This window comes from Bacillus sp. FSL M7-0003, assembly GCF_038628485.1.
Lineage (GTDB): Bacteria > Bacillota > Bacilli > Bacillales > Bacillaceae > Bacillus > Bacillus safensis.
Map to the genome: position 1 here is coordinate 3617018 of NZ_CP152024.1, position 14747 is coordinate 3631764.

Below are 14747 nucleotides of genomic sequence, written 5' to 3' on the forward strand. Positions count from 1 at the left end.
TATCAATATATTGTGATGCATCTCCTAGCGATCTCTTCACCTCCTTCATTGGATTTTTTATAAAACTTCTTGTATCACCAATGGATATCACATATTATATATCTAAATGATATATCTTTTAGATAGGTGTGCTGATATGAAAAAATACAATGATACGACGTATGCGATTTTAGGTATTTTAACGACTGATTGTAAGTCAGGGTACGAAGTGAAGCAATTAATTGATAGAAGCCTGCATCATTTTTGGAAAATCAGTTATGGACAAATTTATCCAGCTTTAAAGTTAATAGTCGAGGAAGGCCTTGCGGAAGTTTCACCTGCTGCTACTTCTGGCCGCTCAGACAAGCGGGAATATCATTTGACTGAAAAAGGACTGAATACGTTAAGAGAGTGGCTGGCGCAGCCGCTCGATCAGTTACCAACAGAGCGTAATGAGGTGTTATTAAAGTTATTCTTCGGTCAATATCTTTCGTTTGAGAAAAAATTGGTGCTTTTACAGGATTATGAGCGGCAGCTCCGTATTCGTTATGAAACTTATGTTTCAATTGAACAAAACATTCAAGAGCTTTATCCAGATGAAGCGGATGCGAAGTATTGGCTGTTTACTTTAGATTATGGGAAAAGAGTGGCTCAAGCAGGAATTGATTGGTGCGTGGATACATTCCATTCGATGAAGAAGGAAGGGTAAATGAATGAAAAAAGACATACGTGCTGGCAGATTTACAACGGACAATTCTGATTCGATTGTTGTGTTCATCATCGGAATGAGGATCAACAAACGCTGGGCCATTCATCAATGGCTGCCTGTGTTCATGGCGATGCCTGGCATGATCAAGGAGCTGTATACCCATCAAGAGGAGCTAGGGTTTCTTGGGACAGAGAATTATTTCGGATTACGCACGACAGCGATGATTCAATATTGGAAATCAACCGATGAACTCCTTGCCTATGCCAAGATGGAGAAGCATTTGGCTGCTTGGAAAGAATTTAACCAAAGAGCACGAAGTAATGACGCGGTCGGAATTTATCATGAGACATACCAAATTCAAGCTGGCTCGTATGAATCCATCTACGTGAACATGCCTTCCTACGGACTGAGCCAAGCAAAATCACCTATCTCAATAAGTAAAGGACAACAAACAGCGAAAGAACGTCTGAATACAACAAATTCCTAGAGAGCGATTCTCTAGGAATTTCTTTTTGCAACGGTCACAAAATGCTTTAATATGCGGGCTGTTAATCCCCATATGGTGTAGTTTTCGTAATCATAAAACCATTCCTCAATCGAACGGCTTCCCCAGCTGTATTTTTCACCATTCATGATTTTTTCATAAGGGAAGTCCTCGCCTGGTGTTGGCTGAACGGATACATGATGTAAGTACGGCTCATATTGGCTGAGCCATGATAGAGGCACGGTAAAAGTCTCCTCTACTTCTTCTTGATTAAAGGAGTGTTTCACTTTTTGCTCATCAATGATACCAACATATGGGTATACCACGAAGGATGGAGACGCGATATAAGGACTAAGCTGTCCAAGGATCTCGACCGATTCTGGCGGAATACCCAGCTCTTCATGTGTTTCTCGCAGTGCAGCTTCCTGTGCAGTTTCGCTGCCGTCAAGCTTGCCCCCAGGAAAGCTAATATCCCCCGGCTGTTTTCTCATGGTCAACGATCGTACCTCAAATAATATATGCCATTCTCCATTTACTTGCACCAAAGGGATAAGGACTGCTGCTTTGAACGCTGTCTCTTCTCCAATGAACAACGGCTGTGATTGATGTAAGTCATTTTTTAATTGATCAATGAACACGGACATCACCTGTTTTCTGTTTCTCTTTCCTTTAGCGTATCATGGTTCTCCTTTTGAATAAAGATGATCCTTCTGACAATTATTTTTATCATTTTGACAACTTTACTTGTCAAAATGAATATAATGCTTTACAATCAAGGAAAGATTTCAAGCAAAATTGAGGTGACAGAATGAAAAATCGGTTAAAAGAGCTTCGTGCGCGTGATGGTTTAAACCAAACTGAGCTGGCAAAGCGTGCAAAGGTCTCTCGTCAGACCATCAGCTTAATGGAACGAGATGAGTTAATGCCGTCTCTCTTGCTCGCGGTTAAGCTTTCACGAATTTTTCAGGAACCCATTGAACGTATTTTTCTATTCGAGGAGGATGAACTTTCATGAAAACTGTATACAAAATGCTCTTAGGTGCTCTCCTTGGCTTTCTCGGCGCTTACTGTCTGCTGGCAGCCGAATTTGAGATGACACTTCTTGATGTTGCATTTGAAGCGACTCTTGTCATCAGTGGATTGACGATTTTATTGATTATTTATTGTTTTTCAGGGATTTCACGTATGAAAAAAAGAGTGTCTCTTTCGGTCTCTGGAGATGAGGAGGATGAACTGGAAGCAAAACAATATCGGACCTTTACTGATTTGACTTTAGCCAATACGGTAAGTACCATTTTTTCCATTATTGCCATCGGTATCGCGATCGTCACCGAGCAGCCACTCTGGCTGATTCTCGTCAATGCTGCTTTATTTATCGTCACCGTTATCATTTCATATATATCGATATCTGTTCTAAAGCTTGTCTACCCTAATCGGAACCTGCCAAGTCTATCTGACAAAGACTACAGTAAAAAGCTGCTTGCCATTTCGGACGAAGGCGAAAAGCATGTGATGCTTGACGGACTGTTTCATACGTATCAAATGATGAATATCCTATTGACCAGCGCCATGTTTATTTTGATTGTGTATTCCCTTGGAGCCAATCACTCTCAGCTGTTCTCAATCATGGTCATTGGACTTGTTTTAATCATTTTGAATGCAAATTATGTGCTAAAGATTAGAAATCGTTAAATGAACAAAAGCACAGCCTCATGCAAAGGCTGTGCTTTTTCCGTTCATTATGACGCGCGGCGTTTCTTTCGTGCATAAATCAATAGTAAGAAACCAAACCAGACCGGCGTTAATAAGAGCGCGGGGCGTGTTGCATCTGCAAACAGCATGATCACTAGAATCGCAGCGAAGAGAACCAAAACACATATATTCACAAAAGGTGTGAACGGTGCTTTAAAGGTAGATGCTGCATGCAGTTCAGGCTTTGTTTTTTTATATTTCAAATGACAAATTAAAATAATACTCCATACCCAAATGAAACAAATGGCACTGATCGTGGTAACAATACCAAAAGCTTGCTCGGGAATCAGCTTGCTTAAAAGAGCTCCAACCGATACCACAATCGTCGAAACGAATAGCGCATTACTTGGGACAGCATGCTTGTTCAAACGTCCGAAGGAAGCTGGACCCTGCTTTTGATGACTGAGATTATACAGAATGCGGCTTGTCGAGAACATGCCGCTATTACAAGCTGATGCCGCAGATGTCAGGACGACAAAGTTGATGAGCCCTGCTGCTACTGGTATCCCAATGAGTCCAAAGGTTTTCACAAAAGGACTTTCTGATGCACTGAGCTCAGTCCATGGGTTGATACATAGTAAAACAAAGATCGCACCCACATAGAAAAATAGAATTCTTAATGGAATCTTATTAATCGCAGAAGGGATGTTTTTTTGCGGATTGGCTGTTTCTGCTGCGGACACACCGACCAGTTCAACTCCCACATACGCAAAAATCACCATCTGGAATGACAATAAGAAACCTGTGACACCATTCGGGAATAACCCGCCATGAGACCATAAATTCGTTACTGTCACCGGTCCAGCATCTGTTTGAAAACCAATGATTAAAAGAACCATTCCAACCCCGATCAATAATAGAATCGTAATTACTTTAATGAGTGCAAACCAAAATTCCATTTCTCCGAAAAGCTTTACCGTTAACAAATTCAACCCTAGTAAAATCAACAAACAAATGATGGCAGGAATCCACTGCGGGATGTCAAACCAATACTGCACATACACCCCGACCGCAATGACATCCGCCATCGCTGTCATAATCCAGCAAAACCAATACGTCCACCCTGTTACAAAGGATGCCCACGGGCCGAGATAGTCCTCCGCAATATCGGTTAATGACTGATAGCCCGCCTTCGATAAAAGCAATTCTCCGAGTGCCCTCATGACAAAAAAGATAGCCATCCCGACAATTAAATAAGCAAAAATGATTGAAGGACCTGCCAATTGAATAGCTTTTCCAGATCCTAAAAACAACCCTGTTCCAATGGTTCCGCCAATGGCAATCAATTGCACATGACGGTTTGATAAATCTCGTTTTAATTCTTGTTGTGCCAATGCTAACACCCTCCTACGACACGATCTTATACTGAAATAATGAACCCTTTAAAAAAGTCCATAAAAAAAGAGATTGGATGCGCTCCAATCTCACGGTCATAAAAGAATAGCAAAATAGAGAAAAGTCATACACGGCATCATCCATGCACCACAAATACAATATTTCGTACTCTTCTGTCCTTTTGCCTGAGATTGTGAACCCTTCGGCGCCGCACACACATGCGGTCTCTCCAGAAGCTGCTCCTGCTATAGTGTGACCCACAGCATTCATAGCCTTCGTTATTTAATTAAAATGTTGCTATTTCTGAATAATTTCATATTTTACGCCTCATTCAGAAAGCTGTCAATGGTAATCTTTTATGATTTACGGCGGTACGCATATGTCTTCACTTCATCAATCCCCCCTGATTCATGTATAATAAATCAAAAGATGTTCGGCTCGTTTGATGGAGAAATCCCTCTTGATCATGAACAAAGTTAAGCAATCCATGGAAGTTGGTGAAGATAAATGAAAAAAATGAACAAACAGCGTGTTACATTACAGGAAGTCGCCAAGCATGCCGGTGTCTCGACTTCAACGGCATCACTCGTTGTTCGAAATAATCCTAGAATCTCTGAAGCCACACGAAACAAAGTACTGCAATCCATGGAGGACTTAGGATACGTATACGACCGCGTTGCTGCTAACATGCGGTCAAAAAGCTCAAATATCGTTGGTGTGATTGTGACGGATATTTCTAACACCTTTATTTCGGAGTTTTTAATTGGCGTACAGACCACACTTGAATCGCTGGGCTATACTGTTTTACTTGGTACAACCTTTGACAGTGTCGATAAACAGGAGCGGCTCATTTCCACCATGGTAGAGCACCGAGTGGGCGGGATTATTTTAAACCCAGCTTCGAAAAGCTCTGCTCGAACGGTCAAACAATTAAATCAAATTCGCACCCCAAAAGTACTGGCAAATCGTGAATTATCAGACGTGCAATGTGACTATGTCGGCGTTGATTATGAACAAGGTACTTGGATGGCGGTTCATCATCTTCTTCAAAAGGGACATCGCCGCATCGCTTTTTTAGGCGGCATTAAGACCTCTTCGACTTGGATTGAGCGGATGAAAGGTTTCAAAAGAGCTCATGACGAAGAAAATGTGACGATTGATGAGTCGCTTATTATTGATATAGTACCTACTCGTGAAGGCGGGAAAGAAGCACTCGCCCAAGTGATGGATCAGCCAGAGCCCCCTACTGCTATTTTTTGTTTTAGTGACTTAGTCGCTTTTGGAGTCATTCAAGCACTGTCAGCACGGGGCATCCAGCCTGGTGAAGATATCGATGTCGTTGGATTCGATAATGTTCCTGAAGCGGAAATGTACCATCCGCCGCTCACCACTGTTTCCTCATTTCCCCGATCCATTGGGGTAAAAGCAGCGAACCTTTTATATCATAAAATGAACGAACAGGATGAAGAGCTGCAGCGATTGATTTTAAAGCCCCAACTTCATATTAGAGAAACCTCCCCATCATGATGAAAAAGAGAATTGTGTGCTGCAATTCTCTTTTTTTATTGATCAAGTCAACTATTTCTTTGTTTCATTTTTCTTTTTTTAAATCACAAAGTCATAAACTTGACACATTTAAAATGCAGGAGTATATTTATCTCGTTGCTTCTTTTAGTATATCGTTATACCTATTTCGTCATATCATTATTTCTATCAAAAAACAGTTAAAAGTGTTTTTTTATGATTCTGATCAAATCATGAAGTTTCACTTCCTCATCAAGGCTGTTATTATTTTTTGCATTTTAGTAGAACGATGTACTTGGTTGAAGAACAGATGAATATTCATTATTTTTTCATCAATCACATAAGGGGTGTTGTGATGGGCTTCATATTATTCATTTTTAAGGAAACAATAACAAAGGGTATACAAAGAATTTGACCTTAAAGGGGTTTCAAATATAGGAGTGGGAACATGAAAAATCCTTATATAAAATCGTCACTTGGCATGTATTTAAATTACTTCATGCTTGGCATGATCAACATTATTGTAGCTTCCAACATGGACAGCTTATCTGAACGCTACCATGTAGATATTCCGAAAATCAGCTTGCTTGTATCTGCGATCGGAATTGGTAAACTCATTGCGCTCTTTTTCTCAGGCCGGTTAGCCGACAGCTGGGGACGTAAGCCTGTCATTATTACAGGAAATTTTCTTTACTTATTATTCTTAATCGGTATTCCAACGACAACAAGTTATACACTGGCATTTATCTTTGCGATTTCAGCAGGTATTGCCAACTCACTGCTTGATTCAGGAACCTATCCTGCTTTGTCAGAGTCATTTCCTAAAAAAGCAAGTTCGGCTTCTGTTTTAGTAAAAGCGTCTGTATCCATTGGGGCGACTGTTCTTCCATTTATCTTGGCGTTCCTAGTGGCACATGACATCTTCTGGGGCTGGGCGTTCTTTGGACTAGGGCTTCTTTATTTACTCGTAGGGATTTACTTAATCTTTATGCCATTCCCGAACCATAAGCAAGTTTCTTCACAAGACGCTCTTCCAGTACAGGATCAGCTGAAGAAAGAACCAAAAATGCTTGGCGAAGGCTTAGCTGTTGTACTGATGGGATTCACATCGACTGCATTGTTTGTCGTATGGCAGACATGGCTTCCGCAGCTCGGGTTGAAATTAATCGGACTTGGCACAGAACAAGCCACACAGCTTCTTTCTTATTTTAGTATTGGTGCACTGGTATCTGTTCTATTGCTTTCGGTCGTCTTAGATAAATTCATTTCACCGATTATGGTGGCGATCATTTATCCAATTGGGGCGTTCCTTGCAATGCTTTCACTTTTCCAAATCGAAACGTACAGCATTGTCATTGTCAGCACCTTCTTCTTAGGACTATTTACAGCGGGAATCTTCCAGCTGGCGATGAGTATTATGATGAAATTGTTCCCGACAAACAAAGCAACGGCTTCATCCTACGTCAACATTGCGGCAAGCTCAGCGTTTATTCTCGTGCCGCTCATTACAAGTGGATTGGTCAGCTCGTACGATATTAAAATGACGTTATTTTTCGATATGATCATTGCGGTTATTAGCGTATTACTAGCGGTCTTTGTTCTTGGACGCATGAAAAAATTATTTAGATAATTAAAGGAGATGTCAATCATGACAAACATACATGAACGAAATATTGATGGAAAAACAAAATTAGTCGGTCTTCTTGCTACACCAATCGGGCACAGCCTTTCACCACGTATGCATAACCTTGGCTATACATTAACAGGTATCAACTATGCTTACCTTGCATTTGAAGTAGGGAATGATGAACTAGAAGCAGCCGTAAACGGTATGAAAGCAATGGGTGCAGCTGGATTTAACGTCTCTATGCCGAACAAAATGAAAGTACTAGATTACTTAGACGAACTAGATGATTCTGCAAGATATACACGTGCAAGTAACACTGTAGTAAACAAAGATGGTAAGCTCATCGGCTACAACACAGATGGTCTTGGATATGTGAGAAACTTAATTGAACATGGCGTTGAATTAGCCGGCAAAAAGGTCACACTCGTTGGCTCTGGCGGCGCAGCAACTCCGATTGCGATTCAGCTTGCACAGTCCGGCATTCGTGAAATTAGCATTTTTGCTCGTAATGACCAATACTTTGTTCAAGCAGAAGAAAATGTAAATTACATCAACAACGAAATGAAATCTTTCGGTGTCAAAGCAAACATTTTCCCACTTGAAGACAAAGACGCGTTCCGCCGTGAAGTAGCAGAAAGTGCGATCCTGGCAAACGGGACAAGCCTTGGCATGAAACCACTAGATCAACTCAGCATTATCGATGATACACTTGATGTACTTCGTGAAGATTTGATCGTGACAGATGTGGTATACAACCCGCAAAAAACAAAGCTTCTTGCACAAGCACAGGAAGCTGGCGCCAAAACCATTAACGGTCTTGGAATGATGCTGTGGCAAGGTGCACTTGCTTACAAACTCTTTACTGGTGAAGATATGCCAGTTGATCAAGTAAAACAAATTCTTTTTGAAAATGACCGTTTCTAAAATAAAAAAGACAAAGGGCTAAAATGATGATCATTTTAGCCCTTTGTTTTCTTTTCAGCGTGAGGGTTTGTCTACACGCTGCGATGACTTCCTGCGGAGGTCGTCTTTTTTTAATCATGTATCATGATTTGACGGTATCGATACAGGATATACAGTGCGCCGATAATGGCCGCAACAGCCACCACTGCATCGAACATAAAGATTTGTAAAATGGACGCGTGACTCTGAATTAAACCTGTTACGACCGGGATGACGATAGCCGACACGCCGCCCGCTGTAGAGATAATCCCTGTCATCGTCCCTTTGTTTTTCCAGAAGAATTCAGCCATCACAGTTAACGTCAGCTGAAAAACTCCTGCCGTTGAGAATCCCAATACAAACGCATTGACGGTTCCTATAACTGGTGATTTCACGACCAAGAGCACACAAATGGAAACAAGTGTAATGATTGGGTAGATCAGCAGTACAGTGACCGGACGGACAAAGCGGCGCAGCAGAAACGCGAGCATGACGACAGACAGCAGCCCGCCCATGCTATAGTAACTGAGCAGTTTCACAGCACTGCCCGATGTCATCCCCAAGATGGCCTCACCATACGTAGGAAGCCAAATTTGCGGCAGCGCATACAGTCCATTTGACGTAAAGCTGATCACAATGAGTGCGATCCCTTCTCTCCAAAATGTAGGCTCTGTCGAGAAGCGCGGAAGTCCGTCATGCTCCTTTACCTGGACTTGCTCCACCTTGCGATGATTCGGAAATGGCAAGGTCCACAGCATCAAGACATTCACAAGATAGATCAGAGCAGGAACAAAAAATGAAATACCATAAAACAAATCATGCTCTGCTAAAAAGAAAATCGCCAGTGGCAAAATGGTTGCCCCAATGGAGATAAAGGCCTTCACCATCACATTCGCAGATCCCGAGTTTTGCGGAAAAGCCTCCATTAACGCAGGATACGTTCCTGCATCCATTGCCGAATTCGCAACTCCTGCTAAAATCGCAAACGCAAACGCGATTTGATAATTCGGAGACAATGGGATACCAATGAGGAACACCGCCATCAGCACACCAGAAACCAAAATGACCGGTTTTCGCCCAAAACGATCTGACAGTACGCCTGATAAACCATACGTGAGCACCCTGCCAATGCCAAGCGCCGAAATCATATAACTAATTCCCGCACTATTGGTATCTAATTGTTTGATTAAAAATGGCATATTTGAAGCTAAAATAATATTGACCATACCTAATAAAAAATAATTAATATACAGACTAGAAGCCGTTCTCACATACGGATTCCTCATCCTGACACACCCCTCAACACCATCGCAATGAAGTGACAAATAATGGTTACGCTTACAAGATCTCATATGTGAGGAAGAACAGCTTTGCAGCCTTCACGTTCATACATCTCATCATGTCATGCAGCTCACAGCTTACACGCCCTTCATGTATCAAGCATTTCTTCAATTTTTCACTGCTCTTATTTTATACGAATGCGAAAGGTAAAGATAGTGAATTGCTTAAATTTGAAGGGAATTCATTGATCAAGCGTATGACACCATCGATAAAAAAAGGAGTGGTTAACTGCCACTCCTTAAATGATGTCTCAATTCTGTTCATCGCAGCCCCCAAATACTTAGCTCATAAAAATATTCCGTTCTCTCGATGCATAATCCAAAACGGAAATCCTCTGCCACTAAAATAAAATCCCCATACCCACTTAAAAATTTTGTTTGCTCAAGTAGGCGATTTAAATGAATAAAGGCTTTTTTCACATTCAATTAAAGTGCTGCAATTTCATGCTCTCGATAGTGTTCTCCATGTATTTGGATTTTATGTTCTCTCGATTGAAGGAAAGCAAACACCTTCTGACAAACACTACTCAGCGATTTTATAAAATCCATATACCACTATTCGAATTCTATAGAAATGAAACAACCAGTCATCGAAAGAGTTTCGACAACTGGCTGGTTTCATACAGTGTTTTGATCCCAGTCTCTCAAAAACGGGGGATCAGTCCCGAATATAGTGATTGTTTAAAATATACGGGATCATTTTGAAGATACTATGAATGACTTTGTATTCGCTCCCGTATTTTCTGGGTATGATCTTTATTTAAAATCATTGCCAATTCGGCCTCATTTAGAACAGATCCCCATCTAAAGATAATTTCACTATTCAAACCATACTTCAAAAAAAGCGCTTGATAATCTACTTCATGACTATTCTTATCCAATCCTGAGTAAAACAAATCTTTTATAGATTCCTCTGAGTGCATAGAATCCTTTCTTCTAGCAATCATGAAACTAGATTGATACTGATCCATTATTCGCAATGAGGAACCTTGGTTATACTGACATAAAACTGATTTTCATGTTCATCTAAAAGTAATTCTGGCCCCTTTTCAAAACCTGAAGTATTTATGTCTGAATCAATAGATTTCCATACTTTTCGGAATCTCTCTATTCGCGAATGTACATCACTTACTTTCTTACTCAGAAAGATATAAAAATGGTAATTAGTCAAATGATCGCTAAAAATTTCTATTAGTTCATTTTGACAATAACTTTGAAAAGTCTTGATCCCATCATCATCTAAAAAGTAATATCCATTAATACTATATACACTTAACTGTTTAAGTTCATTTATTTTTTGATCTAACCACTTATAGTAGTTTGTCACTTCTTGTTCGAATTCAAGTTCTATTTTCATTAGGCACCTTTTAATCAGTAATTAAAATTGCTCGAATTGAACAACTGCTTTTTCTTTTTGTAAAAACTCCTCAAAAAGAGAGACTAATCTATTTATATTCTCTTCTTTTGAATACAGTAATGGATTATAGCCATCTGAAGAAGGCATATAATGAATAAACGGTTCCATATCCTCAGGATAGTCAAAATCTGCGTATACTTCAGAAAGCTTATCCAACAACTCTTCAGGTGAATTCTTATTTTTTTCTTTTAAGTGAGAAGTTATACCATATCTCCATTTCCTTTTTTCAACTTCCCATTGACTAGATTCTTCTTCTACCAAATCATTATATAATTCTACCAAAACCATTTGAAGTTTTCTATAATCCTCATCTGGGTCGCCATCTCCCCAAGCTAATTCTAGGATTAAAGAATTTTCACAATCAGTATGATTAGATAAATATTCCACAGCATACTTGCTTATTTCTTTGTATGAAATCAAATCTAGCCTAATTCCTACATATATAGTTTTCCAATCATAGTGAATATTATATGTTTTTAAGACCTCTATAGAACATTTCATTTTTCTTCATTCCTATCTCTTAGGATTTTGATTAGGTAATCCTGTAATTTCACCTTCTGGAATAAACCTTCTATGAGTAACTCCCTTATTTGGATCGACAATCCACTCAAAAATACCATTTTGATCTTTAACTGAAAAAACTCTTTCAATTATTCGCAAATCTTTATTATAGACATCCTTGTAACTATAGTATTTCATTCCACCTTCTATTTGGTATAGCTTAACCTTTGTTTTATCACCACCAACCAAATCAAACTCTTTAGCTAATGGTGTGTAATTGTCAATTATATCATTGAAACCATGTTGGCCATCTGGCTTTTTCAACGCACTTCCGACTCTTTTATTATCTAATACCGGATGTTCAATTTTATTCCCTTTAATCCCCATCTTTCCATGAAACCCTTTAGCCCCGAACGGCAAAAGCATTCCCAGCGCCGCGTTCATACTAGCTTCCTGCTGTTCTTTCGAAATCTTATTTCCAAACATGTCTCGGCCTGTGATCGCTTCGCTGAAGCCGTTGGTGGCGGTGAGGCCGTATAAACCTTTTTGGGATGTCTTTAGGGCGTCAAAGGATTTTTGTGATGTCTTGTAAATGTCGACTGCCCTGACCGCGGCTGATGTGGCTTGGGTGGTTTTATAGACTGCTTTTCCGCCTTTAAAAATGCGGCCTGCCCAACCCACGATAGGAATGTAGCCGGCTGCTGCCATGCCACCTGCCGCGACTCGCTGTCCTGCGGTGAGTTCCTCGCCTGTGATTGGATCAACGCCTGTTGCGGCACGTTTTGCATCGTTCACACCAGTCAGTTCATTGACGATGTTTCCACCATAATCGAGCGCTTTTTCATACCAAGGGCGGTTGGCGAGCGCTTCTTGTTCTTTTGCGATCTCACGGGCTTCTTCTTGTTCTTTTTTGATTTTCAGATATTCAGAAGTTTGCTTCTCAATATCGCTCTTTGCCTTGTAGATTTCGCTATTTTGATACGCTTTTTTGTCAAAATTCATAGGCGAAATCGCTTTTCCGTCATTTGTCGCATTCATCATTTCAGCGTACAATGCCATTGTAGCTTGCTGTTCCGTCTCTGACAAAGCATATTCATCTTTTAAATTTTGATCAAGCTCTCTCAGGTCTTTGACCGTCTTTTTTCGTTCATCTTCCGCATCTTCTATTTTTTCATCAAAGGTTTGGCTATCAAATACCTCTAGGGAAATGAGGTCATCAATGTCTTGAAAAATCGTTTTGAGTGCCTTTTTTTGATCCTTTACAATGCTTTTGGCGTTTTTGATGCCCATATGTACTGCGTTGTCTAAAAAGTGTTCTTCTACAAAGGTATCGCCGCCAAAGCTCGTATCATCCAGTGTCCCAGAAACACCTTCATGAAAGGCTTTTTGCTTATCAATGAAGCTGATAAACATGTCTACATTTCCAGCAAGCTCTTTATAAAAGCTTTTAATGTTATCGGCTCCTTTCCCAGTGAAATCATCACCGAGATTGGCCACACCTTGTAATGACTTTTTTAAATCTACCATTTGTTCGCGGAGTTCCTGATAGTGTTTTGCCCTTGTGTCCATGGCACTTGTTAGTGCTTTTGCATCAAGTATCTTGCCCAGAAGAAGTCACTCCCTCCATTATTGATCATAAAGTCTATTTTACCGTGACCTTCAAAACGGAAAAATAGGCTAAATGACATAAAAAATGGAATAGACTCTCTATTTAACGGTCAAATAAAATAAGCCAGACAACGCACTTTGCTCTGTCTAGCCTTACCTTTATGCTATTTATAAACATTAGTTGGCCCTTTATACCAGACTATGTGATAGAACTATTAGAACATTAATCCCTGTTCAATCTTTTCAGTGATATGAGATAATGCCAACTAAAACGAAAGGAGAATCAAATTGTATAAAGGAATCATTTATGCAATTATCGTGATATTCGGCTTTTGGATTTTTCTACAATTATCCTTGAACATCAATATCTTTCAAAACCCAATGAACTATTTTATTGTTATTATCCTCTTTTTCCTTTGTATTCAGGCGTTATTGAAGCGTAGACAATAAAAAATCACTCAGGTACATACACTTTTTTCAGAGGTAATAAAGATCTTGTCTCAGCTGGCATATGCTCATACCAATGTACAATAAGATTTACGAGTTCTTCTAAATCCACTAGGTGAACTTCATTATGTTTCGCAACAGCTTTGGCATTTGAAGTGAATCCACCAGTAGAAACGAATAAACTGTTTGCATTCATGGGATTAGCCCCTAATAATTGTTGTACTTCTGGGGAACTAGCTGAGGTTTGCCGATGCTTAACTTGTACTTTTATAATAGGTTTTTCAAATCCAAATGCATCTTTATAAGCTAATACATCAACACCGCCATCAGGCCCTTTTGGGCTTACGCGAACATTGTATGACATGGCTTGCAGTAAGCCCCCGACTAGATCTTGCATCTGCCACGGATCCAGTTTATCTACCTTATCTGCAATCATAACAGTTGCTTTGCTGACTAAATCTTCAATAATTTCATCTTCTTCTGTTTCATCTTCGTATGCTGCAATAGAAGTAGGGTTCTTGAGTAAATGTTCAATCTCTTGCCCCCAATCATCTACACGAAAAACAGTTGATATAGAACCGAGGCTGTTCTTAGCTGGTTGACTGAGGGAATCTCGTTTAACGGCGATTGGCTCCCAATTCACCTTAATATGATTTGGATACATTTTATCTCCAATTGCTTCATCAAAAAAATGCGGAGCAGTCACAGTACCTACTCGATATTCACGACTCTCTTTTAAATATGTAATGATTCGATCTCCCTTTTTAATTTCTCTACTGAACCTCCATATCTGACTAACCCAGCTTCTCCTTGTAAAAGGTTTGTTCTCGGCGAATATGACATCAGCTCGATCATTCATCTCTTGCTTTGTTTGATATTGTTTTGGATTACCTAATTTTGGCCACCCAATCGATGCAATACCTTCCTTTTCCCATATTGAAATTAACTCATTTTGGTCACCTGCACGAACCATCCACCATTTCGTCATTTACGATCTCTCCTATTCCATCCCATAAATATTCTTACTAAATTATAAGACTTATTTCTTGTGAACAAAAGGATATACTCACCATTTTTGTCAA

Annotated in this window: 15 protein-coding genes and 1 riboswitch; of the genes, 8 read left to right on the plus strand and 7 right to left on the minus strand. The window is 39.9% G+C overall.

Annotated elements, in window-relative coordinates; translation table 11 throughout:
- Positions 1 to 136: 136 nt before the first annotated feature.
- Together MHI23_RS18530 and MHI23_RS18535 are read left to right on the plus strand one after the other, a co-directional pair.
- Positions 137 to 688, plus strand: a complete 552-nt coding sequence (locus MHI23_RS18530; RefSeq protein ID WP_025093728.1) for a PadR family transcriptional regulator — start codon at positions 137 to 139, stop codon at positions 686 to 688.
- A gap of 4 nt (positions 689 to 692) precedes the next feature.
- Positions 693 to 1175, plus strand: a complete 483-nt coding sequence (locus MHI23_RS18535) for a DUF4188 domain-containing protein (RefSeq protein ID WP_025093727.1) — start codon at positions 693 to 695, stop codon at positions 1173 to 1175.
- A gap of 11 nt (positions 1176 to 1186) precedes the next feature.
- Here the strand turns inward: MHI23_RS18535 and MHI23_RS18540 are convergent, their stop codons facing one another.
- Positions 1187 to 1810 carry a CoA pyrophosphatase gene (locus MHI23_RS18540; RefSeq protein ID WP_135031597.1) on the minus strand — a complete coding sequence of 208 codons (624 nt, stop codon included), beginning with the start codon at positions 1808 to 1810 and terminating at the stop codon, positions 1187 to 1189.
- A gap of 170 nt (positions 1811 to 1980) precedes the next feature.
- Here MHI23_RS18540 and MHI23_RS18545 point away from each other — a divergent pair, with 170 nt between their 5' ends.
- Positions 1981 to 2187, plus strand: a complete 207-nt coding sequence (locus MHI23_RS18545; protein WP_003215336.1) for a helix-turn-helix transcriptional regulator — start codon at positions 1981 to 1983, stop codon at positions 2185 to 2187.
- Entirely contained in the window at positions 2184 to 2864 is a 681-nt protein-coding gene (locus tag MHI23_RS18550) for a DUF3169 family protein (RefSeq protein WP_342492161.1), read from the plus strand. The genes MHI23_RS18545 and MHI23_RS18550 overlap by 4 nt, the downstream gene beginning before the upstream one ends.
- 47 nt (positions 2865 to 2911) lie before the next feature.
- Here MHI23_RS18550 and MHI23_RS18555 read toward each other — a convergent pair whose 3' ends face one another.
- Positions 2912 to 4258, minus strand: coding sequence for an amino acid permease (locus MHI23_RS18555; RefSeq protein WP_025093724.1), 1347 nt, complete (start codon positions 4256 to 4258; stop codon positions 2912 to 2914).
- Between the two features lie 164 nt (positions 4259 to 4422).
- Positions 4423 to 4502, minus strand: a riboswitch (glycine riboswitch).
- Positions 4503 to 4766: 264 nt separating this feature from the next.
- Here MHI23_RS18555 and MHI23_RS18560 point away from each other — a divergent pair.
- From MHI23_RS18560 to MHI23_RS18570, 3 genes are all read left to right on the plus strand, one after another.
- Positions 4767 to 5786, plus strand: coding sequence for a LacI family DNA-binding transcriptional regulator (locus MHI23_RS18560; protein WP_024423987.1), 1020 nt, complete (start codon positions 4767 to 4769; stop codon positions 5784 to 5786).
- A 445-nt stretch (positions 5787 to 6231) separates the two neighbouring features.
- Positions 6232 to 7413 (plus strand): MFS transporter, encoded by a 1182-nt coding sequence (locus MHI23_RS18565; RefSeq protein ID WP_208946218.1) that lies wholly within the window; start codon positions 6232 to 6234, stop codon positions 7411 to 7413.
- An 18-nt stretch (positions 7414 to 7431) separates the two neighbouring features.
- On the plus strand, positions 7432 to 8334 hold the full coding sequence (locus MHI23_RS18570) for a shikimate dehydrogenase (protein WP_024423990.1): 903 nt from the start codon (positions 7432 to 7434) through the stop codon (positions 8332 to 8334).
- Positions 8335 to 8444: 110 nt separating this feature from the next.
- Here the strand turns inward: MHI23_RS18570 and MHI23_RS18575 are convergent, their stop codons facing one another.
- The 4 genes from MHI23_RS18575 to MHI23_RS18590 form a co-directional block, all read right to left on the minus strand.
- Positions 8445 to 9638, minus strand: a complete 1194-nt coding sequence (locus tag MHI23_RS18575) for an MFS transporter (RefSeq protein WP_342492162.1) — start codon at positions 9636 to 9638, stop codon at positions 8445 to 8447.
- A 1024-nt stretch (positions 9639 to 10662) separates the two neighbouring features.
- Positions 10663 to 11049 (minus strand): hypothetical protein, encoded by a 387-nt coding sequence (locus MHI23_RS18580; protein WP_342492163.1) that lies wholly within the window; start codon positions 11047 to 11049, stop codon positions 10663 to 10665.
- 21 nt (positions 11050 to 11070) lie between these two features.
- Positions 11071 to 11610, minus strand: a complete 540-nt coding sequence (locus MHI23_RS18585; RefSeq protein WP_342492164.1) for a DUF2247 family protein — start codon at positions 11608 to 11610, stop codon at positions 11071 to 11073.
- A gap of 12 nt (positions 11611 to 11622) precedes the next feature.
- A complete protein-coding gene (locus MHI23_RS18590) occupies positions 11623 to 13218 on the minus strand; it encodes a T7SS effector LXG polymorphic toxin (protein ID WP_342492480.1) in 1596 nt (531 codons plus the stop codon).
- Between the two features lie 288 nt (positions 13219 to 13506).
- Between MHI23_RS18590 and MHI23_RS18595 the strand changes: the two genes are divergently transcribed.
- Positions 13507 to 13668 carry a hypothetical protein gene (locus MHI23_RS18595; RefSeq protein WP_025093716.1) on the plus strand — a complete coding sequence of 54 codons (162 nt, stop codon included), beginning with the start codon at positions 13507 to 13509 and terminating at the stop codon, positions 13666 to 13668.
- A gap of 4 nt (positions 13669 to 13672) precedes the next feature.
- Here MHI23_RS18595 and MHI23_RS18600 read toward each other — a convergent pair whose 3' ends face one another.
- On the minus strand, positions 13673 to 14653 hold the full coding sequence (locus tag MHI23_RS18600; RefSeq protein WP_025093715.1) for a restriction endonuclease: 981 nt from the start codon (positions 14651 to 14653) through the stop codon (positions 13673 to 13675).
- Between the last annotated feature and the right edge of the window lie 94 nt (positions 14654 to 14747).